We start from the raw sequence: 21,638 nt of genomic DNA on the forward strand, positions 1-21,638 counted from the left end.
ATGCGGATGCTGTACAACAAAACACCAAAGCATTTTCCGGGTTCTTTAAAAGTAGAGCAGAAAAGAAACCACCTTTGGGTGGTTTCTTTTCTTTATTGGTTTTTATGGTGCTTAAATGTAAAATCTAATTGTTCACGATAATCTTTATCTATGTCCTTCAGGTCTCCTAAATAAAAAGTCCTTGTTGGCGATATAGAATACTCATTACCGTCGGCATCAATTTTGATGCTTTCTCCTGAAGCTCGCTCCAAATAAGCATATACTTTTCCATCGCCTTTATTAATCCCACTTAAGTTTTCTTTACCTTGTACCATAACAAAGGGAATTTCAGTTCTTTTCCCTTCGTCATCAACGTAAAAAAATTGATGCTTTTGTGTACCAAAGTTTGGTTTAAATTTAGTTCTCAATACACCATCGGTAGGTATTCTATATACTCGCTTACTTTCTTCATACTCCTTTGGTGTACCATCTTCTTGATTGAAGATAATTAAGACCGCTCCTTGATAACCTTCAGGTATTAACCTAATGGTATCTTCTGCCTCTTGTGCACAACTTGCTAAGGTCAATAGAAACAACAAACAAAATGCTATTTTTTTAATCATTTGTACTTCCAAATAATTGGTCATATAAATCTTTATGGTTCTTTTTAAATTCATCTACAGACATTGGTCCGGTTGTATCTTTGTTCCATTGCTCTAAAGATATAGTCTTATCACCAACTCTAACACCTTTAAATATTCCATCTTTATTGGTAACTATACCAATGTTTATGTTAATCATAGGGTCGTTACTATCTCCTGCCAACGTAAAGAATGGTCCTGTATTTGGGCCTGACTGGGTTGCAAAGGTTCCTAACCAAACAGAGTTACCCTCGGCATCAGACACAAAAGCTTCTGCATTAGGGAAGGTATCTCCACTTACTTGCCCACAAATACTTAATAGCTGGTCGCCACCATCAAGGTCGCTAACTTCAACATTTAAGTTAGTATGCACATCAATAGCCCAAGTAGGCCCTCCATCTGGCGGTACCATTGTTCCTGGCCAAGCAGGGAAAACAGCATCATTATTGCCAAACATATGAGTCCTTAAATTATAAGGAGTAGAACCTTCATTTCTTAAGTGAGCTTCAGAATATGCCCAAGCTCCATATCTACTTGACGAGATTGAACCAAATGCTTGTGTTGTAAAAGCACCTGTATCTGTTTCAAAATTTGTAATCTGGTGTAACCTTGAAGAAGCGTAAGGATTTCTACTAAAGCTTCTATTGTCCCCGTGCCATAATCCTGCTCCAAAATGCTTGAACGGCGCAAAACTTCTCACGTGAATAATAATCGGAAACTCTCCATCAGGGTCAACAAAAAGAATAGGATTATTAAATGCATAATTGAACGGTGAGTTATTTCGCATTTTATCAGCCATTGGGTCTATACTCGTCCATCTTCCAATATCTCTCATATAACGTCTTGCACCATAATCAATCCATCCAAGATTAAGGTCTTCCTCCAACTCCTTGCCATTGTAATTCATATATTTATTTTCAACGCCGTTAACTACACTATTATATCCTTTATGTTCAAGCCCAAAAGGATAGTAGTTGTTAATCTCTCGGATCTCAGTGGATGTCGTAATGATTCCGTCACCATTGTCATCGCCATAGGCCAACCGAATGTTCCCTAAATGGTCTTTGTACTGGTAGATGTAATCATAGCCCCCACTACCATCGGGTTCCACATAGCCTTCCGGGTGGTTGAAGAACTGCAAAGTACTATTCTCATAGATGTAGTTCCCGCTTGGCCAACGCGCCGCCTGGCCTGTTCGCTAAAAATACCCACCGGGTATTTTCTTGACGCTCCATCCTGTCACAGAACTTACCGAAGGTTGTTCCACTACCTTACGTAGTTTTACCCCCATAGCATCGTAAATATGAGGTAGTTATTTTCTTTTATTGCTTTTTGCTTGTCCAAAAAGCAATAGAAAAAGGACACCTTCTCCGTATGTATTTTTGCCGTTGCCCGCCTTACGGTCAGGCCGGCAAAACCAGCTCAGAAACTTCGCCATCCCAGCTTACTGCTGGGACATTACCGTTCGAAGCTTTCTTCGCCTATACTTCGGAGAAGGGTACCACATGATCTTGTAACGGTAAACCTAAGAAAAAACAAAACGATAGCGATGCCACTGTGGTTTTAGTATAGTTATTTGTACATGTGAGTTCATACACATACTAAAACATATCAACTAGCACGTAGCCTGGCTTGGCAAGTAGTGGCTTAGCTTTACTTTCACATGGATTACATTTGTCCGCCTTCAGTGGAAATCAGTACTATTTTGTACAAGATATCACTTCACAACATATGGTATATTGAAGTATATGTTTCTGGTCTTAAAATCAATAGAATCACCCACCCCTTCCAAATGCTTTTCCACGATAATACCTCGCAGATTCATTTTTCCTTTCTCTTTAGCGAATGCATCCAAAATTATATCATGATTTCTCACCCTCAATTCTTCATTAAATCTATATTTTGTCCCGATACTATTTATAGTGTCCCATTCAATGCTGTATTGGTTTGAAAAGTCCTTTTCTACCTTTTGCCCTTCTTTTGGCATCAAAACATAAGATTCACTTTTATATGAAAAAAGAGGTTCTTTTAAGAAAAAATGAAAGCGATTTCCTTGCCCCTGAGCAATGGTATCTTTCATTTTTAATTCAAAATAATTGCCCCCAATAGTATCTCCATCTACATTAAAAATCCAGCGCTGATTTAAGTAGGACTTTCCATCAATTAACAAATATTCACGAATATCTTTAAGGTTACCATCTCTTTCATAGAATTTCCATTTACCTATCTTTAAACTATCTAAATAAAGCTTGCCAATCTTTCTTAAATTTCCGTTTGAATGGTAATGCATCATATGCTTCAAACTATCATCTTGGTATCTATAGATTATTTCTACCGTATCCTTATGATTCTTAAAGTATTGAAAAACCGTTTTCTTACCACTACTAAAAGAGGTTTTACTCTTTACATTGCCATTAGCAAAATACTCAACAGTAGCCGAAGATTTAGCTACCTCATTACAGCTACAAAAAATAGTACCAATTAGGAAACAAATAATTGTTCTATTCACAACGTCAATTATTTACTTTTTCTGCCGAAACTGAATCAACTTGTACTCCGGGAAAAAGAGTTCCATTTAAAGCTTCTCTCTTCATACCAGTGGTATCCTTAGTACCCACTGGTCCGGCTCCTCCTTGAGCTTGCCCATCTTTCCATATGTTAATAACATATTCAGCTGTTTCTCCTACCGTATAGTTTTGAGAATCAATGGTAGTATTGCTATAAATGCCTTCCCCACTAATCAATTTACCTAATTCACTTATGACACGCTTCACCTTTTTTGTGTCTTTGAGCCCATTTTGAATTACTTTGATCCCATTTTTGTATGCGACTCCCTTATACTTACCAGTTATTCCTCTTAAAGCAGCTACTACTTCGTCGGGAATTTCTATGTCCTTTTCCGGGTTGTCGGATTTATTATTGGATTTATTACTATTGCCTTTCCCCCTTAATACGAACCCAGAACCTATTCTATCTGCAGAATTTCCTTGAATATTTAGATTCATCAACCATAACCAAAAACTCCATCTAAATTTAGTTAAATCGACCTCTGTTCTTTCATAGTTTTCATGCGCAATACCACTTTCATCATAATATGTATTTGTACTAGGATCATAATAAGTGTCTCCTATATATGAAGCCCCTTCAATACCCAATGCATCTAGATCTTCTTGACTGTTTATATCAGGATCATATACGACATTTCCTGCTCCATCATCATAATACCCGGTAATACGAATACTTCCTCCTCTAGGGGATAATCCGTCAGGATCTATGAAGTATATCGGATTATTAAATGCAAAATTATATGGACTTTGTGTAAACATAAACTCTGAAAGGGGGTCAAAGTTCATCCATCTACCTAAACTAGCGTCGTAATTCCTGGCTGAAAAGTCTAACCACTCAAGGCCTAATGCTTCCTGTTCTTCTTTTCCGTTAAAGCCATACTTATGATCCCTCCCATTCTGAATAGTACTATACCCATGGTGCTTCAATCCAAAAGGATAGTAGTTGTTAATCTCTCGGATCTCAGTGGATGCAGCAATGATTCCGTCCCCATTGTCATCGCCATAGGCCAACCGAATGTTACCCAAATGGTCTTTGTACTGGTAGATATAATCATAGCCCCCACTACTATCGGGTTCTACATAGCCTTCCGCGTGGTTAAAGAACTGCAGGTTCCCGCCCTGGTAGATAAAGTTGCCCGCATAGTCCGTTGTTGTCACAGAACTTCCATTGGTCACCGTCTTTTTTAGTTTGGTGCCCAAAGCATCGTAAATATAGGTAATCTTTTTGCTGCTGCTGTTATCAAACTTTATTTGTACAGGTAGGTTTAAATGGTTGTAGCTGATGCCATCTGTACTACTGGTGCCAATACCTTTGTTCAGGTCGCGGACCATATTGCCATTGGCATCATACCAATAGTCCTGGCTGTCGGTGGTGCTGTCCTTGAAGCCATAATTGTCGTTGCCATCGTCCCGAACCTTGTAAAGCTTGTTACTTATCTCGCTGTTATGGTAATCATAGTCCAGCACATCCATAGTGCCAAAAGAGGTGGCCCCGGTATTGGTATGCCCCTTACGGGTCAGGGTCAGGATGTTGCCGTTCTTATCGTAGGTGATATTGGAAGTAGAATAACGGTGCGGCTGTGAGTTATCCCCAAGGTTAAAAGCGGCCAGTTCCAATCGATTCAGGGCGTCGTACTCATAACGGTATCGGCGTAAGGTATTGTCATTGGCCGTTTTCCAGGCGGTCTCAGCAATATTGCCGTTGTAAAGGGACGCTCCACCGTATTGGGTGTCGTTGTAATTGATCCCAAAAGCGAACAGATCACTGCCCAAGCTGGAAGGATCGTTGATCTGCCTGAGCCAGCCCCGGACATTGTAGCTATAGTCCACTTCCTGTAGCGGGGAAGCCAATGTATTGCCCACCTGTTTTTTGACCAGTTGCCCCAAACCGTCATAAGTATTGTGTGCCAACAGCTCGGTATGGCTGCCCAGGGTCTGCTCTTGCTTTAAGAGCCTGCCCAGCGCATCGTAGGTAAAGGTATCGGTGGTTACAATAGCGCTATTGGTCCCTTTGGTATGGCTGGCCTTGGTTTGTTTTACCTTGCCTGTGAAGTCCAGTTCGGTCTCCACCACATCGGTAGTACCCAGGTATTCATTCTTACTGGCAGTATAGATCTGCCTGCCTTTTTTATCATAACCACTTATGGTGGTGATCCAGTCTGCCTGCCCCGTGGTGGCTGAAGGGTCTAACACCCTTACCTTACTCACTGTTGCCAGTCCGGTGGTATTACTGGCCTTGGCCTGGCCCAGTACCGTACTTGGGACACTAAGGCTGGCAGCATCCGCATAACTGTCGTAATAATTGATCGTATGGATCTCCATATTCAGGGTATTGGGGTAGGCATTGTTGGAATACAATACCTTTTCATCGGCCAGGGTCGGGGAGCTGGTCTGGCGGGATTCGTACTGGGCTGTGGCACTGTTTGCCCCGCTTTGCAGGCTAATCCTGCTACTGGTACTACTCACCATTCCGGTATAGGCCACCCTTCCAAAGGCATCGTATTTGGTAAACAGCCATTTGCCCTGGTCTTTGAGGTTCGGATCCCGGGTCAGGATGGGCTGGTCCAGTTTGTTGTAGACGATCTCTTCCCAATCCGTAGCGGTCCCCTTTCCCGGGAGCTTCTTGGCCACCAGCCGGTTGCGGTGATCGTAAGTGTACTGGTAACAGAGTTCGGCCAGTTCGGTGGCACTCACCCCATCTGTGGTATCTACCTTGGGTGGGATCACATAGGTGAGGTTGCCGTAATGGTCGTACACATAATAGGTATCATGAGCGCCATTGTTATAGGTGCGTTTGAGGATGACACGGCCCTGTTTGTCGGTAAACTCTTCGGTGCTATGGTCCGTAGTGGAGGTGGTACTGTTGTAATTCTCATCGTAGGTGATGTTCTTATACAGTTCTCCTGCCGTATAATACCCGTTGGCCACCAGGGTTGGGGTATAGGTGTTATTGGCAAGGGCAAGGGAAACATTGTACAGCCGGACTTCACTGGCGGCATTGGCCTGATAATCAAAGGCAATCTCATGGCCACTCCCCATGTTCCAGGCCTTACCCGGTGCGGCCTGTTTCTCTACCCGGTTTAAGGGGGAGGCTTCAAAGGCTTTTTCTGAATAGGGGTTGATATCCGCTACATTGGTCATGCTGGGAAAATCTGCTGCGTACTGCTCTTGGTAGTACTGTTTGGTTTTTAAGGAGACATCCCCGCGATAGCTGCCAGAGCTTCCCTCGGGTTCAAAATACGGAAGGTACTCCCTGACCTGGCGGCCAAAGCTGTCGTATTCCACATGGGTAACCAGATCACTGGGTTGCTGTTCCAGGACATGAGAGAGGGAGGCTTCCCTTCCGCTCATATTTTGCAGGCTTGGGTTCCAGAAATACTGCCGTACATCGGTATCGGTGGCAAAGTAGAGGTAGTTTCTGAAACGGGAGGTGGTGGTACCAGACCCCCATCGGTATTCCGTGCCATCCAGCACCTTGTTGCCCTGCAGGTCGTACACCCCACTTACCCCGCTATCTCCTCCACTATAGTCATAAGGGTGGATCACCCCTACCATCAGGTACCAGACATCGATCTGGGGCAAATCGCCCTGCCAGAAGTACGGATTGGCATGTGCTCCCCCAGTTAAGGTATTGACATTCTGGGTGCCGTGATAGGTTTTTCCATTCTGGGAATGGGTTCGTTTCACCCAAACCGAATAGCGGTAGGTGGCCGTTTTATCTACGGTGATATAGTCTGTGTTCCAGCCTCCATCGGCATTGTTTAAGGCATCGTTCCCACATTTCCACAACAGCCCGGTAGTCCCGTAAGGGGTGATCCCGCTCTCCCGCTGGTTTTCGGAAGTGGCCCCGTTCTGATTAAAGAAGTCCGTTCCGCCACTGCCCGAGGTCCAATCCATCTCCCATGCGGATGCGGAGGCTATCACCGGAGTACCACCCCCCCGGATGGCGACCTGCTGCATGGGCCTGCCCAAACCGTCAAAATAACTCACCTGTTCGATCAGATCACTGTTCTCATCGACCTGGGTAGCCGCAGTTACGGTATCCTGGTATTGACGCACGTAGATATAGTTCTCATCGCTTAAAGTAGGCCGGGCATAGGTACAGCCCTCATAACTCCCATAGGTACTTGGGCATATGTCTGTTTTGTTGCTGACATAGCCGCTGGGCTGGCTACAGGCCGATTGGCTTACCGCGGCATCCCCGAAACCGTCCCCATCGGTATCGGCATACCAAATGCTGGTTGGGGTCACTGTAACGCTTATGGCTTTTCGCGTGGCGGATTCACAGCCCACTGTACTGTTGTAACTGGACACATAATAGGTGGTATTACTACTTAGACTTGAGGTGGTGTAACTACTGCCCTGGTGGAGGTGGGTTCCCCCGCTGGAGGCCGAATACCACCTTAGGGTATTGGCCCCGGTGGCCGGGGTCTGTGAAAGAGTAAGGGTACCACTGCCACATCGGGTAAAGCTGGTAGAACCAGTCGGTAAGGAGAGACTCTGGTGAACGGTAACCTTAACCGGGCTGGAATGTTTGGTCTGCCCACAGGAGGTAACCCCTCTGCGGTACCATCTCAAGGTGGTCAAGCCTGCCGGCGGGCTATAGTTTGCCAAAGTAGCCCCGGAGATATTGGTCCAACCGCTGCTACCATTAGCCGAATACTGCCACAGGTACGTATAACTCCCATTGCCACCCGTTGGGCTGCTGATATTGCTCAGCGTAATAGGTTGGCCACCTTGACAAATGGTTTGGGTACCACCAACACTACCGGAGTTAAGGGTAGGGTTCACTGTTACTTTCGCCGGGCCGGTGTATTGTGTCTCCCCGCAAGTCTGTACCCTACGCCTGTACCAACGCGTAGCGGTTAGCCCCCCCGGAGGGTCATAACTAATGCTGGTAGCACCGCTAATGTTCGTCCAACTGCTGCCATTAGACGAATATTGCCATTGGTAAGTGTAGCTGCCACTGCCGCCCGTAGGGCTGATGGCATTGCCAATGGTAGTAGGATTACCCCCATAACAAACCGTCTGTACACCATTTAGGGTACCCGGTAGCATTAGTGAATTTACCGTGACCTTTACCGATGTGGTATAGTCCGTACTATTAAGACCACTTTTCACTCGTCTGCGGTACCATCTGGATGAGGTGAGTCCTCCCGGGGGGTCATAAGTTGTAGAGGTAGCCCCGCTGATGTTGGTCCAACCGCTACTGCCATTGTTTGAATATTGCCATTGATAGGTATATCCACCACTACCTCCCGATGCTGAGGAAGTGTTACCCAATGTTGAAGGATCTCCATTATAACAAATAGTCTGTGCCCCGTTGATCGATCCCGCGCTCAAAGGTAACGTAACAGTAAGCAACTTAGACGTAAAATAGACGTTGAACCAATCGTCCACTACATTGACACTTATACTGGTGCTCCCGGCACTAGTCCATGTTGCTGTTGTAGAAAGACCATTAGTGCTGCTGACGTTTCCTCGGGTAGTACTCCAACTGTTGGTTCCATAGATATTTGGCCCTGACACGGTAAAAACGGTGGTTTGACCTACATAGGCCGTATTGGATTGGGAAATCGTGTAGGTGCTACCGCCCAGTTGGGCATTAACCCCAACTGTAGCTAGAAGGGACAAAACCAAGGCCACTATGACCGTTTTATATCCGCGTTCGATATTATTTTCAATCGTCATCATAGTAGGTTTTAGTTTTTAATAAAATGCCATTCGGGTATCATCGCCTGAATATCTCCGGAAATCACAGGAATTAAAACCAAACGGTTTGTTCCATTGAAAGAGAACTGTTGCTTTATACTGGATCCGGAGCTATCAGTTAGGACGAGGACATTATTCGGATCAAGATTCCAACTTCCGGTCACGGAACGCCCATCGGCCAAGGATTGGACAAATTCCCCATTTGGGCCAAAGCTCATTTTTCGACCTACATAGGCATCAAGTAATTGTTGTTTCAGTTGGGGAAGCGAATCCAAATGTTGCTGTAACTGAGCTTTGATTTTGTTCAAGGACACTTTATGATCAAAGGTCCACGTTCCGATGAAGGTCGATGTTTGGTTATTCTGGGCCTGGAGCTCCAAAGAAGGGGTAAGAACGACCGAGATAAAAACAAGAAAAAGCGCTTTTGAAAATCTATTGTCGAAAAATTTCATGGTGTTTGGTATTAATATTTTTTAATGGTAATAATGTCCGGATAGCATGTTGTGGTTACCCTTTAAAGCTTTCAATTGCTCTGGACTATCATACCCGTAAAGGGTGGCACCCCCATGCGGGTCCTCAAATCGTTTTAGCTTAATTCTGGTTTTTATAATGATATTGGTAATCGGAGAGCAGCTTGTTATCGGCATCCCGGACCTCTTTTAGGCGATTGAAATCATCGTAGATGTAAGTGATGGTGTAACCCCTGGGGTCTGTTATACTTGTTATACCTACCATGGGATCATAACTGTATGTCGTGATCATGGCATCTTGCAATCCGGAACGCAGGTTCGATTCTTGAGTAGGGGTAAGCCCTCCTGCACCCAAATCGAAATTGACACCAAGAATGCCTTCTATTTGACTATAAGAAGCGTTCTCAACCTTTGCAACAGGGTACATTTCGTTATATCCCCATATATATGAGGTTTTAGGGCCATCTGCTGGTGAAAGCTGAAGCGGGTTACCCTTATCATCGTAAAGGTCAAATACAACTCTTGATTGAACGTTGGTATTAACTCCTTTTAAAGTCCATATACTGTCAATTTCTACAATGGAATTAGCCCACACCTTATAAGAATTTCGCTTTGTGCCTAGAAGAACCTCAGACCCTAAATCATCCTTAAGGTAAGACTCCGTTTGAATCACTTCCGTTGTTCTTTTTTGATTCTTTAATGCTGTAATTGCTGTTTGCTCCGAAGTGCTAACATTGGATAACTGACTTATGTCCTCGGGATAATAAAGTCTTTGAATCCTTTCATAATCCTGCCTGGAGTCCTGCTCATTGATCTGTTTTATTTTATGTACTTTATCATCATACGAATAGACCGTTTCTGTAGTAAAAGGATTTGTTGAAACATAGTCCTCTTTTTTTTCCGACTCGGTTTTTGCATGAGCTATTAAAATTTGGTATGCACCGAGGCTAAACTTATTTTCAATACCAGGAATCCCCGAACCTCCTTTCCAATGGACTTTTAGAGCGTTGGTATACTCCTCATTCCTTTTGTATTTGAATAGCTGTTTCTGTTCACTATCGCCCAAGGTATTTTTGGTTACAATTGAGTCCACAAGGGCTGCCTTGTAGGAATGGTTAATAGGGGGGGCAAAAGGAAATGAGTTAAAGACAAAATTTGCAGTGGCTGGGAATGAATATTCGGTCTTCCCATTGGAACCATTGCCTTGGGTAACAGTTACATTTTTATAGCCAATATGGGAACCATCTGTAAGTCCGAGGCCAGCTACGTCCGAATCTAATGCAATAGCAAAATTGCAACTGGATTGGTATCCGGAATTAAATGATCCAACAGCAACCCAAGTATAAGTTTCTACCTCGTAGACATATGCCGGCATTTTGTGAATTACTCCAGATGATCTCCCCTCAGGCATGTCATAATCATAATGATACTCCAACAATTTTTGTCCCGAGTGATCGTATTTTGCAATTGAATCGATTCTAACGCCTCCGGCAATTTTTGTCGTGACTGGTTCTGAACTGTAGTTGCCGAATGTCACTTCAATTTCAGCGAAATCTTTGATCGGAGGGTCATCGCAGGTTGCCCATGTAGCCGTTGTTTTGGCAGTATATGTACCCGGTGCAAGATCTATGGTTCCTGACCTGGTTCTCTGGTTTATGGGTGTTGAATAGACTACTTGCCCTTGCCCATCAAGAATTTCGGCGGTGGGAGCCTGACCTGCACCGAAATAACTTCCACCAACAGTATCGGTATATAAGCTCAGTTTAGAATATACTTTAACAGGGACCGTGGTTTCACTTACACCTGCAGGAATTGGATCAACCGTAAAAGTAGCTGAGTTAATATTGGTACTCACACCATCGCAACCCACTCTGGTTGGTCCATAAGATTTAAAATTTATGGGTTGAGCAGGTACTAATACGTAGTCATTCACTTTGGCAGAACCGACGTATCCATATTCATGATTCTCAAAGGTGTAAAGATCGAATCCTCCGGTAGGGTATTCTATTTTGTGCATTACTCCACTCATAGAACCATTAAAATCAGGTTCTCTATCCGCACCTCCAAAGAACTGGGAACTACCGCCTCCGGGATTAACAGAGTATTCCGGAAAGATTTCTGTGCCAGAATTATTGTTTTTGAAGCCCCAATGATCTCTTTTTTTTGAATTCCTTGGGGGCAAAGTACCCGTGTAGTAAAACTTATAGGGAGGGAGGGAGCCATTGTTTTTGCCATACTCCTGTAGATCTGTTAGGGTTAGTCTTCCTGTACTATAGGAGTATCTCAACTGGACTTTTTTGATAAGGTCAGTTGAATCGGAAATTTGAATTTCACCCAAGCTGTATAAATTTGTTCCTAAGAGATCTGTTCTGGCAGCACCAGGGACAAAAACGATTTCATTTTTGGTGTCACTTGTGTAAATTCTCTTTAAACGCTTACCATTAATGTTTACCCGAGGGCTATTAATAACATTTTCAAAGGTTTGAAACCTTGTGCAATCAGAGCTGGCCGAAAGCTTGTGGCGGTTCATTTCACTTTGGAAAAAATAATGATCTTGAATGGTATAGGGGTCATATTCAAAGAGTATCTTTTTTGAATTATTATAGCTGGAAATCTCAGAAGGATACCAGGCAGAACTAAAGTTTTGAAATGGTGTCTGACATGAAGCAAAGGAGCCGCTGACTTTGTTGGTGGTTTCAGCCGCCGAAAAAGTATATTTGGTTCCATTTCCGGTAGTAAACTTGAAACCGTTTATTTTGCTGTTTACCCCATTTGACCAAATAATCTCGATATCAATGTCCTCATTGGAGTCAACAACTAAACTACCATCCCAATCGAAATGAAACTTCCCTTGATATCCTGCAAAATTAAAACTAAAGATATCCGGCTGGGCATCCGCACAACCTACAGCAATATCTTTTAAAAGGTTAAACCTGGTTTGACTTTGGTCAACTGGGTTGAATAAATAATCAAATGTAATCCCTCCCACTACCGCAAATTCTAAGAATCCCTTGCTCAGATCACTTCCGGATTTATAATCGTCCGGAACTCCCTGAACTGTCCGAGTAACTACTCCGCCAGAGTGCAGTGACCATCCAAGGCCTACCCAACTAGCTGTGGTATTCACTCTAAAACCACTAGATCTGTAATTCATGGAAATGGGGATGCTAATATTTCCGTTTTTGAAATTAAATATTGGTATTTCCTGTGATACCGCTCCCGTAAATTCATCGATATTGACGTCCACGTAAGAGGTTATACTAGCTGCGTCGGGTGAAGGAGGAATGACATTGGGAAGGTCAATTTGCTGTGCTCTTGTAGTATTGACAGTCAAAAAGCATAGTACAAAAAGTATATAGGTATTCTTCATCTTGTTATGTTATTGTAAGTTTTGACGGAAAATGGTTGTTAGGGATATACGAGTTTATTGAAAGCAATTCTTAATTAATTTTGTTGTCATCAAGCAGGTAAGATCACATTTGCCAGAGATGACTAAGATTCGAATTAAAAGTATTATCGGCTGAGCTTAAGGACTTCACTTTCTATTGATAATTCGCCGAAGATGGCCGATCGCTTTTTTTATCCATTTCTGTTCTTTCCCCTGCTCTGGAATATATAGCGTCTACTCTCTCGATTTTTCATAAGAAACTTATACTTCGCGCGAAAGTAATACCACAGACTGCAATTTTTTTGCAGTGGAGCAACTTGAATAGATATTTGGGTAGGGCGCAGAGCGGGAAAGGGTTTGTAATTCGTTATTCCTTTTTGCTGTTCAATTACTGCAGTTTAAGGATAAGATCAAGCCCAAGTTCAAGGTCTTAAAATTGTAAGTTTTAAGCGTTGGGTTTAGGGTTTACTGAACCCTGTTAATTCGTGAATTTGGTGATTTGAGAATTTGAAAATGTGAAATCGAGGAATTGTAAAATTGATCACATGAGGTAAATGCCAACTGTTCACTGTCTAACGACCTAATTAGGTCTCGACTGCGCTCGACCTGACAAGATCAACTGCCTACTGTTCACTGTTTACTGTTCACTGATTACTGATTACTGCCAACTGACAATCACACTTCCTCATACCTAAAGCATCCCACCTCATGGTCGTTTACCATACCTGTGGCCTGCATATGGGCATAGACCACCGTGCTCCCAACGAATTTGAAACCTCGTTTTTTCAGGTCCTTACTGATACGATCAGATAAGTCCGTATTGGCCGGGGCTTCTTTATGGTTTTTGAGGGCATTTTTTATAGGAACATTGTCTACAAATTGCCAGATATAGGTGCTAAAACTTCCGAACTCCTCCTGTACCTTCAAGAAAGCCTGGGCGTTGCTTATGGTTGCGTGTATTTTGAGTTTGTTTCGGATAATGCCGGCATCCTGTAACAGTTGGTCTACCTTCCCTTGTTGGTATTCGGCGATTTTGCGATAGTCGAACTGGTCAAAGGCATTCCGGAAATTCTCACGTTTGCGCAAAATTGTGATCCAACTCAACCCGGCCTGAAAGGTCTCCAGAATAAGGAACTCAAAAAGGGTATGGTCATCCCGCACAGGAACTCCCCATTCTTCGTCGTGATAGGCTTCGTATAAGGGATCTCCAAGGCACCATCCACATCGGTGTTTTTCCATAGGTTATGGTTGTGAATTTTAAAGATATGAGAATAATTCCAAAGACTGGATGAACGAAAGTTAATCTAACGTTTCAGACTTCATGGTCTTCTTTTTCAGATTTTTGGTCTGTTCTGAATCCATATAGACTTTGGGTACAGCAAACAGCGGCGGTCGTTTATCCGGGTACATCTGCCTTATTTCCTGTTGGAGCCTTTCAAACAGCAGAGCCCTGGTTCTGGCTTCTACCATAAATTTTGGATCACCCTTAATTTTGTCAGCAGTCTGGCTAAAATGCTCCGCCGGATATAGAAAAGCATCAAAGATCAAATTCTTATCCAATAGGACGCGTATGGCCTTTTCAGCCTCCGAGCGATCATCCAGAAGGATCTTAAGAAGAATCATATAATACTATTTTCCGGCATTAACAACTAGCCATAAAAAAAGCACCGCTCTACTGGGTGTCCAAAATCGCTAACTGAAGATTTTGATAGAGCGGTGCATGAGAACGAAACATGAGAACAGCTTTAAAAGCAATTTAATTCCCTAATGCAATATACGACAGAAAGCTAGATTTCAAGCATTACAATCGTTAAAGGTAAGTTAAACTATTATAAATCGATAGTATTACTATTAGTTTTATGGATAAAGATTTACCAGATACAGATATAATGGCATTCCCAGCGTGATGTTAAAGGGAAATGTCACGGCCAGGGCCATGGGAACATAGAGACTGGGGTTAGCCTTTGGAGCCGCTAGCCGCATAGCGGCAGGGACGGCTATATAAGATGCACTCGCCGCCAGGATCGCGAATAAAAAACGGTTCCCTGTACTGGATGTAAAGGAAGAACTAATGATGGCCACCAGGCATCCATTAATGAGCGGAGTTATCAGGGCAAATAGCACGGCAAAACGGCCCTTATTCCAGAAGTCCTGCAGCTTTTTGCCACTGGTAATCCCCATGTCCAGAAGGAATACTACCAAAAAGCCTTTGAAGATATCCGTTGTAAAAGGCTCTATACCCCGGGCTTGTTCGTCGCTTGCAAGATATCCTATCAACAAGCTGCCAAGGATCAGCAATACACTGCCATTGGTGAGCGAATGATGCAGGACACCGTTGAGTTTCACCGGAGTACCGTTCTTACGTTTGTAATAAGACATTAAAAGCACGCCTACAATAATAGAAGGGGCTTCCATCAGGGCCATAACAGCCACCATATGGCCGCCAAAATCGATCTTTTCAATTTCAAGAAAGGATACCGCAGTAACAAAGGTCACAGCGCTTACCGAACCGTACGAAGCTGCAATGGCCCCGGAATTCTCTACGGAAAACTTCATTCGCAGTATGAAATAGGCGCATATAGGCACTAAAAGGGCAAGCAGTATTCCGAACAACAGAGACCATAGGATCTCAAAATCAAACGTGCTATGAGAAAGTTCGAGCCCACCTTTGAACCCAATGGAGAACAAGAGGTAAAGGGCTATGAATTTTGAGCTGTTGCTCGGGATCTCAAGATCACTTTTTAGTTGTACGGCCAGGATGCCAAGGAAAAAGAATAATAAAGCAGGGTTTTTCAGGTTGTCTATCAGGAGGTGTAGATCCATATAGAATTTTGCATTAGTTAGTATGTGGTTTGGGTATGCGTTCCCGTAGTTTGATGTCGATCAGGCTGTCAATCACAATTTCCAGGCCGTCATTCCGCGCCTGGACTACCAGGTCTTTGATATGTTGTTTGGCTTCTTTTAGTTCCGCGATCCGGCGCTCGGAGCGCTGGTTGTCTTCTGCTTGCCTGTCACGGAGGTTCAATGCCTGAACGGTGTGGAATTTAATTTTGTCATTGAGCAGGGAAAGGAGAACATCTGCTGCTTCCAGAGGGGAGAATGTGCCTTCAACAAGCACTATTCTATCACTTTTAATCAAGCCATTCTTAGCTTCTTTAGCGGCTGAAGACTTCTTTAAACTTTGTCTACCGGCTTTAACCCATCGAATAAGCCTGTTTTCCATAAAGCGTATAGCGGTTTTTGATCTTTGCTGCTATTCGTATTCTGATTGATGATTTTTCACTATCTACAAAGCAAACCGTACTCCAAAGCCTTCAGGCACCCCAAGTTGCAGGTATTGTTCACTGCTTTTGAGGTTAACTTTTTTGAACCTATTCCACAAAGAAACCTGCTTTCTTTCAGGCTGTGTCAGGTCCCACCCCAGAACCGGCTTAACATAGTTTGGGCCGGCTTGCCATATTAAAGGATTCAGGTTGCGTTGTATCCAACTGGCTTCGCCGGCCACTGAACTGGTAACTTCAAGGGAGATCATGGTGTTTTCCAGATCTACCGCCCTGTCAGCATCTGCTTCCAGGGTTATGGTGATTTCAAATTCCAAATGCAGCAGAAGATTGTGTTCACCATAATTGAAATTCTGGGTATAAAACGGGGGTTCTGTATATGAGATTTTGTTCGTTTGTTGACTTTGAATTGTGGTGTGACTTAGGATCAGGACTGCTATCAAAAGAGAAAATAGTGCTTTCATGGTGTGTATTTTTTACCTTGCTTATTTCTCTTAAGATAACACCATTTTATCATTTATTTTTATTTATATGTTTAATGCTAAACATAACGAAAAATTATTGAAATAGTACTGGCATTTCGTATGCCAGAAAGCCCTTTGCCAGGAGTCCTGTAGAAATACGGCCGGTTTTCTCAGACCAGTGATATCTCCAACACGCCATTTATCCTCAATTCGAGGCCGGCATTCCGAATACTGGAAATAAATTCCTTGGCTACCTTCTTTTCTTCTTCAAGTTCGTGGATACGATGGTCCGGATAATAGGTATCCGCATCGCGATTTCCTTCACACCAGGCCAGTCTTTGCAGTTTGTGAAAGTTGATTTTCTGGTCTATCAAAGAAGTTATAACATCTTGGGCTTCTGAAGGAGAAAAGGTGCCGTCTACCAGTTGAATTTTCTGTGCTACTTTTGTCATTGTTTCCATTTTTAATATTTTAAAGGGTTTCAGGGGAGTTTATATGGATTGATAGTTTATTTAAGATTTGGACTATTACTGAATTTGGCTTTTAAAAGCAAGAGGCCAAAAACGATACAAGAGACAATCAGGATCTTATCTAAGAACAAATTACCTTGTGATAACGAAAGAATTATCAGTGCGGCAAAAAAAATCGCAGCCAATATTAGGTTGCGAGCTTCTTGTCTGATTGCGATCCTTGCTTTTTTGTTTTTTGCGTCGGACAGGCCCTCAGTTCTAACAGTTTTGGAGGCGCTGCCTTTTACGGTGTTGGCGATCATAATATGTATTGCGTTTAAAATTCGGTACAAAGATCAGTCAAAGAAGTCATATATTTTTATTTATCTTTGTTATATAAAACATTTAGAAAATTTATGAACTACACTTTGCACCAGCTTCAGATCTTCCTGAAGATTGCTCAAAACCAGAGTATTACCAAGGCTTCAGAGGAACTTCACCTGACCCAGCCGGCAGTCTCAATTCAGCTCAAAAACTTCCAGGATCAATTTGCTATCCCGCTTACCGAGGTGGTTGGAAGGAAACTATTTATTACAGAATTCGGTAAAGAAATTGCCAGGGCGGCCGAAAAGATCCTGAATGAAGTACATGCGATCAACTATAAAACACTGTCCTATGAAGGGCAGCTGGCAGGTCGACTCAAGATCTCGGTAGTTTCGACGGGAAAATATGTCATGCCCTATTTTATTACGGACTATATCGGGAAACACAAGGGATTGGATCTGGTTATGGACGTGACCAATAAAACTAAGGTTGTGGAGAGCCTGGGCAACAACGAAGTAGATTTTGCACTGGTTTCTGTGTTGCCAGAACGCCTTAAGATCGATCGTGTGGAGCTGATGGAAAACAAGCTGTTCCTCGTGGGCAACGCCCGTCCATTAAAGGCTGAAAACCTAAGCAAAAAAAGACTTTTCGAAGAGTTACCGCTGATTTATCGCGAGCCAGGCTCTGCCACCCGTAATGCCATGGAAAGTTTTATTACCAGGAACAGATTGCCGGTGCGGAAAAAGATCGAACTTACGTCTAATGAGGCCGTAAAACAAGCGGTGATCGCTGGAATAGGATATTCCATCATGCCCCTCATAGGCATAAAGAACGAGTTGCTTAACGGAGACTTGAGGATTATCCCCGTAAAGGGATTGCCCATTAGTACTACCTGGAATATTATCTGGCTAAGAGCCAAAAAACTCTCTCCCGCTGCCAAGGCCTTTTTAGATTATCTTGACAGCGAAAAAGAGCATATTATCCGTGACCGCTTTGGGTGGGTCAGTGCTTATTGATCATAAGAGCATAAGCTATTGGCCTATGACCTATTGGACCACTATAGCCTCCTTCTTTGGCGGTGTCCACAATTTGATTTCACCTGCCTGAAGTGCCTCATCAGCACTGGCTTTGACGCTTCTCAGCACTCTGAAAAATTTGCGTCCGTCCTTCCTCTTGAGTACGATTTCCGCAGACCCGGAGCGGCCGTAATTTACCTGATCAACATAAACCTGGGTTCCCGGAAGATCTTTCATCCGTGGTATAGCCCCCTTTTTGATCAGGAAGTTTTTTCGGGGGAAATGAATGTGTTGATAGTCTTGCCCTGTAGGGGTGCCAAGGACAAATACTTGTCCTTCGGAGAACTGTAATTCGCTTTCCTGTGCCTGGCTTGTGAAGCTGAGTAGGAAAAGCGCAGCGATTAGTAAAGCTGTTTTTCTCATTTTGTTTATTATTAAAAGGTTATGTGTGTTCTGCCTCTATTAGTTAGATTCAGGGGAACTCTCCTCTTCTCCCGGCTCATACCGGGTTAGGGGTTTGATGGTACCTGTCAGGGTGGGGAAGGTGTTAAAGAAGTCCCTGCCATCCTCTCTGCGGAGGCTAAGCCGGATCTTCCCATCGCTGGTAGAACTCCAATTATCTATAAGGAGCATATTGCCGTAAACGTTAAGGGAGTTTCCAAGATGACGCAGGCTATTAAGATCGTTTATCTGTAAAACAAAACGCTTTTCGGGAAATTTCAACTGCTTTGACAGACCTCCGGTGGATACTTCAACACTTTGAAATTCGTCAAACTGGAATTCAACCCATTGCTGAGCGTTCGCCGGACTAAGGAAGGCCACCAGCAGTGCTAGTGAGAAGCTTATTCTTAACAGTTTTACTATCATCATCGTTCAAAAATTCACTAACTTAAAGCAATATAAAGTTAATAAATCAAAAGAACTACTAACGTTAAACAAAAGTTAAACTATTAGCTTTTGATAGTAATACTATTATTTTTGTCACCGAAAGAAACGGATCATGAAACATTTATTAAAGACTTTTAAGATCGCAGTGAATGAGAAAACGTATGTAAAGGACCCTGATTCTTCAGAACTCGGGAAAAAGATCGTGGAAAACAGTATTCTTATGATCCAGGAGATGGGTTTTGAAAGTTTCACTTTTAAAAAGTTGGGGGATAAGATCGGATCCAACGAAAGCTCTATATACCGTTATTTTGAGAATAAACACAAGTTATTGTTATATCTCACCTCATGGTATTGGGGTTGGTTGGAGTATCAGCTGGTTTTTTCGACCAACAGTATTTCCGATCCAGAAGAAAAACTGGAAAAAGCGATTGCCCTGATAACCAGACCTGTTGAAATGGATGCGTCATTTGAGCATATCAATGAAATGCTCCTGCATCAAATTGTGGTAAACGAATACTCCAAATCTTATCTGACCAAAGAAGTGGATACTGAAAACAAGGAGGGGTATTTTGAAATTTACAAAAGACTCATTACCCGAATGTTTGAGATGATCGTGGCTGTGAACAAGGATTATCCTTACCCCCATAGCCTGGCGAGTACAGTACTGGAAGGGGTATTACATCAATATTTCCTGAGAGAGCATTTCCCAACCCTAACGGATTGTAACAATCAGGTAACTCCAACTCAATATTTTACCCATTTGGTTTTTAACTCACTAAAAGCTAGCACTTATGGCTAAAACGATTTTAACGGCCTGGCAACGCCTAATCGGGCTGTTGCAGCTAGATAAAAGAGATGTCTTTCAGGTCTTTTATTACGCTATCTTCGCAGGAGTGGTGAATCTCTCCCTCCCGCTTGGAATACAGGCCATTATAAATCTGATCCAGGGAGCGCAGATCAGTACCTCCTGGGTCATACTAGTCATACTGGTAACCCTTGGGGTTGGATTTGTAGGTCTGCTGCAACTCATGCAGATACGTATCATAGAGAACGTCCAGCAGAAAATTTTTACCCGCTCTTCATTTGAATTCGCATATAGATTTCCGAAGATCCAAATGAGTGAGCTGCGCAATTACTATCCACCTGAGCTGGCAAATCGCTTTTTTGATACCCTGACAGTCCAAAAATCCCTTTCCAAAGTGCTGATTGATTTTCCTTCGGCCCTTTTACAGATCATATTTGGCCTGTTGCTCCTATCCTTCTATCATCCGTTCTTTATTATTTACGGTATCCTTTTGTTGCTGTTGATCTACATAGTCTTCAAATACACAGCCCAAAGGGGCTTGGATACCAGTCTTGACGAGTCTAAGAACAAATACAAAGTGGCTCACTGGCTGCAGGAGGTAGCGCGTTCCATAATCAGTTTCAAATTATCCGGGAAAACTTCTCATGCCCTAGATAAGAATGACACCCTGGTAGCGGACTACCTTACAGCCCGTGAAAGTCACTTCAGGATACTGGTATTACAGTTTATCCAGATGATCGGGTTTAAAGTACTGGTAACTGCCGGGCTTCTACTTATAGGAGGGATACTGGTACTTAACCAGGAAATGAATATCGGCCAATTCGTGGCGGCTGAGATCATTATACTTTTGGTCATCAGTTCTGTTGAAAAACTCATCCTGGGGCTCGAAACCTTTTACGACCTGTTGACTTCCCTCGAGAAATTAGGGCAGGTGGTAGACAAAGAACTGGAGCCTCAGCAAGGCGAAAAGCCCTTCGGTGAAAATGACGGGTTTACAGTTCAATTGGATAAGATCACCTACCGTGTGCCTGAGCATACCAAGAAGATCATTGACGAACTTTCTTTAACCATCACACCTACCTGTACCATACTGTTACAGGGACAGGCCGGGTCGGGAAAAACCACCCTGCTTAGGTTGATTGCAGGCATTATCACCCCGGATGAGGGCAATATCTACGTCAATGATGTCTCCCTTCTAGGTGTCAATCTGAATTATTACCGATCGCACCTGGGACAATCACTTACAGAGGAATCCCCATTTGAAGGCACCCTTTTGAACAATATTACTTTTGGAGATAAAACCATCGCTCAAAAAGAAGTGTACTGGGCGCTTGAGAACGTTGGCCTTACTTCGTTCGTAAAAGAGCAACCTCAGGGGTTAAAGACCATACTCTACCCTGAAGGTCAGCAAATCCCCTATACGGTGACTAAGAAAATAGTCCTGGCCAGAAGTATTGTAAGGAAGCCAAAATTACTGATACTCAAGGATCCCCTGGACCAATTCGGGCCGGAAGAATCCGAAAGGATCATGGATTTTCTGACTGACCCATCACAACCCTGGGCCTTGGTTGTTGTAAGCCAGAACCCTATGTGGAAAGGAAAATGCGGCAGGGTTATAACTATGGAACAAGGAAAGATCGTTAACGAAACCTGA

General features: G+C 43.2%; 18 protein-coding genes. 3 read left to right on the plus strand and 15 right to left on the minus strand.

Going from position 1 to position 21,638, the window contains the following annotated elements:
* Positions 1 to 92 precede the first annotated feature (92 nt).
* From GTQ38_RS11685 to GTQ38_RS11745, 13 genes are all read right to left on the minus strand, one after another.
* Positions 93 to 626, minus strand: a complete 534-nt coding sequence (locus tag GTQ38_RS11685) for a DUF6843 domain-containing protein (RefSeq protein ID WP_161435700.1) — start codon at positions 624 to 626, stop codon at positions 93 to 95.
* A complete protein-coding gene (locus tag GTQ38_RS11690; RefSeq protein ID WP_161435701.1) occupies positions 595 to 1,761 on the minus strand; it encodes an RHS repeat protein in 1,167 nt (388 codons plus the stop codon). The genes GTQ38_RS11685 and GTQ38_RS11690 overlap by 32 nt, the downstream gene beginning before the upstream one ends.
* A gap of 576 nt (positions 1,762 to 2,337) precedes the next feature.
* Positions 2,338 to 3,129 (minus strand): toxin-antitoxin system YwqK family antitoxin, encoded by a 792-nt coding sequence (locus GTQ38_RS11695; protein ID WP_161435702.1) that lies wholly within the window; start codon positions 3,127 to 3,129, stop codon positions 2,338 to 2,340.
* 4 nt (positions 3,130 to 3,133) lie between these two features.
* The gene (locus GTQ38_RS11700) at positions 3,134 to 8,881 is read right to left on the minus strand and encodes a DUF6443 domain-containing protein (RefSeq protein WP_161435703.1); all 5,748 of its coding nucleotides are present in this window, start codon (positions 8,879 to 8,881) and stop codon (positions 3,134 to 3,136) included.
* A gap of 8 nt (positions 8,882 to 8,889) precedes the next feature.
* A complete protein-coding gene (locus tag GTQ38_RS11705; protein WP_161435704.1) occupies positions 8,890 to 9,351 on the minus strand; it encodes a lipocalin/fatty acid-binding family protein in 462 nt (153 codons plus the stop codon).
* A 139-nt stretch (positions 9,352 to 9,490) separates the two neighbouring features.
* Complete coding sequence (locus GTQ38_RS11710) at positions 9,491 to 12,739, minus strand: RHS repeat domain-containing protein (protein ID WP_161435705.1); 3,249 nt, start codon at positions 12,737 to 12,739, stop codon at positions 9,491 to 9,493.
* Between the two features lie 693 nt (positions 12,740 to 13,432).
* A complete protein-coding gene (locus GTQ38_RS11715; protein ID WP_161435706.1) occupies positions 13,433 to 13,996 on the minus strand; it encodes a DNA-3-methyladenine glycosylase I in 564 nt (187 codons plus the stop codon).
* 60 nt (positions 13,997 to 14,056) lie between these two features.
* Entirely contained in the window at positions 14,057 to 14,380 is a 324-nt protein-coding gene (locus GTQ38_RS11720) for a hypothetical protein (RefSeq protein WP_161435707.1), read from the minus strand.
* Between the two features lie 234 nt (positions 14,381 to 14,614).
* Positions 14,615 to 15,580: a sodium-dependent bicarbonate transport family permease gene (locus GTQ38_RS11725; RefSeq protein ID WP_161435708.1), complete on the minus strand. Its 966-nt coding sequence runs from the start codon at positions 15,578 to 15,580 to the stop codon at positions 14,615 to 14,617.
* 13 nt (positions 15,581 to 15,593) lie between these two features.
* A complete protein-coding gene (locus tag GTQ38_RS11730) occupies positions 15,594 to 15,980 on the minus strand; it encodes a hypothetical protein (RefSeq protein WP_161435709.1) in 387 nt (128 codons plus the stop codon).
* Between the two features lie 63 nt (positions 15,981 to 16,043).
* A complete protein-coding gene (locus GTQ38_RS11735; RefSeq protein ID WP_161435710.1) occupies positions 16,044 to 16,502 on the minus strand; it encodes a hypothetical protein in 459 nt (152 codons plus the stop codon).
* A 170-nt stretch (positions 16,503 to 16,672) separates the two neighbouring features.
* Positions 16,673 to 16,963: a hypothetical protein gene (locus tag GTQ38_RS11740; RefSeq protein ID WP_161435711.1), complete on the minus strand. Its 291-nt coding sequence runs from the start codon at positions 16,961 to 16,963 to the stop codon at positions 16,673 to 16,675.
* A gap of 47 nt (positions 16,964 to 17,010) precedes the next feature.
* Positions 17,011 to 17,274, minus strand: a complete 264-nt coding sequence (locus GTQ38_RS11745) for a hypothetical protein (RefSeq protein ID WP_161435712.1) — start codon at positions 17,272 to 17,274, stop codon at positions 17,011 to 17,013.
* Positions 17,275 to 17,367: 93 nt separating this feature from the next.
* Between GTQ38_RS11745 and GTQ38_RS11750 the strand changes: the two genes are divergently transcribed.
* Positions 17,368 to 18,291 carry a LysR family transcriptional regulator gene (locus GTQ38_RS11750; protein WP_161435713.1) on the plus strand — a complete coding sequence of 308 codons (924 nt, stop codon included), beginning with the start codon at positions 17,368 to 17,370 and terminating at the stop codon, positions 18,289 to 18,291.
* A gap of 30 nt (positions 18,292 to 18,321) precedes the next feature.
* On the opposite strand, the gene GTQ38_RS11755 is transcribed toward GTQ38_RS11750, so the two are convergent.
* A complete protein-coding gene (locus GTQ38_RS11755) occupies positions 18,322 to 18,714 on the minus strand; it encodes a hypothetical protein (RefSeq protein ID WP_161435714.1) in 393 nt (130 codons plus the stop codon).
* A 39-nt stretch (positions 18,715 to 18,753) separates the two neighbouring features.
* Entirely contained in the window at positions 18,754 to 19,161 is a 408-nt protein-coding gene (locus GTQ38_RS11760) for a hypothetical protein (RefSeq protein ID WP_161435715.1), read from the minus strand.
* A gap of 130 nt (positions 19,162 to 19,291) precedes the next feature.
* Between GTQ38_RS11760 and GTQ38_RS11765 the strand changes: the two genes are divergently transcribed.
* Both GTQ38_RS11765 and GTQ38_RS11770 read left to right on the plus strand, forming a co-directional pair.
* Entirely contained in the window at positions 19,292 to 19,978 is a 687-nt protein-coding gene (locus GTQ38_RS11765; RefSeq protein WP_161435716.1) for a TetR/AcrR family transcriptional regulator, read from the plus strand.
* Positions 19,971 to 21,638 carry a peptidase domain-containing ABC transporter gene (locus GTQ38_RS11770; protein WP_161435717.1) on the plus strand — a complete coding sequence of 556 codons (1,668 nt, stop codon included), beginning with the start codon at positions 19,971 to 19,973 and terminating at the stop codon, positions 21,636 to 21,638. The genes GTQ38_RS11765 and GTQ38_RS11770 overlap by 8 nt, the downstream gene beginning before the upstream one ends.

The organism is Poritiphilus flavus (genome assembly GCF_009901585.1).
In the GTDB taxonomy this organism is placed as follows: Bacteria; Bacteroidota; Bacteroidia; order Flavobacteriales; family Flavobacteriaceae; genus Poritiphilus; species Poritiphilus flavus.

Bases quoted from the DNA above. Each gene is read 5' to 3' on its own strand.
- GTQ38_RS11770 (WP_161435717.1), top strand. From the start codon at position 19,971: ATGGCTAAAACGATTTTAACGGCCTGGCAACGCCTAATCGGGCTGTTG.
- GTQ38_RS11715 (WP_161435706.1), bottom strand. From the start codon at position 13,996: ATGGAAAAACACCGATGTGGATGGTGCCTTGGAGATCCCTTATACGAA.
- GTQ38_RS11730 (WP_161435709.1), bottom strand. From the start codon at position 15,980: ATGGAAAACAGGCTTATTCGATGGGTTAAAGCCGGTAGACAAAGTTTA.
- GTQ38_RS11710 (WP_161435705.1), bottom strand. From the start codon at position 12,739: ATGAAGAATACCTATATACTTTTTGTACTATGCTTTTTGACTGTCAAT.
- GTQ38_RS11685 (WP_161435700.1), bottom strand. From the start codon at position 626: ATGACCAATTATTTGGAAGTACAAATGATTAAAAAAATAGCATTTTGT.
- GTQ38_RS11740 (WP_161435711.1), bottom strand. From the start codon at position 16,963: ATGGAAACAATGACAAAAGTAGCACAGAAAATTCAACTGGTAGACGGC.
- GTQ38_RS11705 (WP_161435704.1), bottom strand. From the start codon at position 9,351: ATGAAATTTTTCGACAATAGATTTTCAAAAGCGCTTTTTCTTGTTTTT.
- GTQ38_RS11760 (WP_161435715.1), bottom strand. From the start codon at position 19,161: ATGATGATAGTAAAACTGTTAAGAATAAGCTTCTCACTAGCACTGCTG.
- GTQ38_RS11735 (WP_161435710.1), bottom strand. From the start codon at position 16,502: ATGAAAGCACTATTTTCTCTTTTGATAGCAGTCCTGATCCTAAGTCAC.
- GTQ38_RS11720 (WP_161435707.1), bottom strand. From the start codon at position 14,380: ATGATTCTTCTTAAGATCCTTCTGGATGATCGCTCGGAGGCTGAAAAG.
- GTQ38_RS11725 (WP_161435708.1), bottom strand. From the start codon at position 15,580: ATGGATCTACACCTCCTGATAGACAACCTGAAAAACCCTGCTTTATTA.
- GTQ38_RS11745 (WP_161435712.1), bottom strand. From the start codon at position 17,274: ATGATCGCCAACACCGTAAAAGGCAGCGCCTCCAAAACTGTTAGAACT.
- GTQ38_RS11765 (WP_161435716.1), top strand. From the start codon at position 19,292: ATGAAACATTTATTAAAGACTTTTAAGATCGCAGTGAATGAGAAAACG.
- GTQ38_RS11700 (WP_161435703.1), bottom strand. From the start codon at position 8,881: ATGATGACGATTGAAAATAATATCGAACGCGGATATAAAACGGTCATA.
- GTQ38_RS11755 (WP_161435714.1), bottom strand. From the start codon at position 18,714: ATGAGAAAAACAGCTTTACTAATCGCTGCGCTTTTCCTACTCAGCTTC.
- GTQ38_RS11750 (WP_161435713.1), top strand. From the start codon at position 17,368: ATGAACTACACTTTGCACCAGCTTCAGATCTTCCTGAAGATTGCTCAA.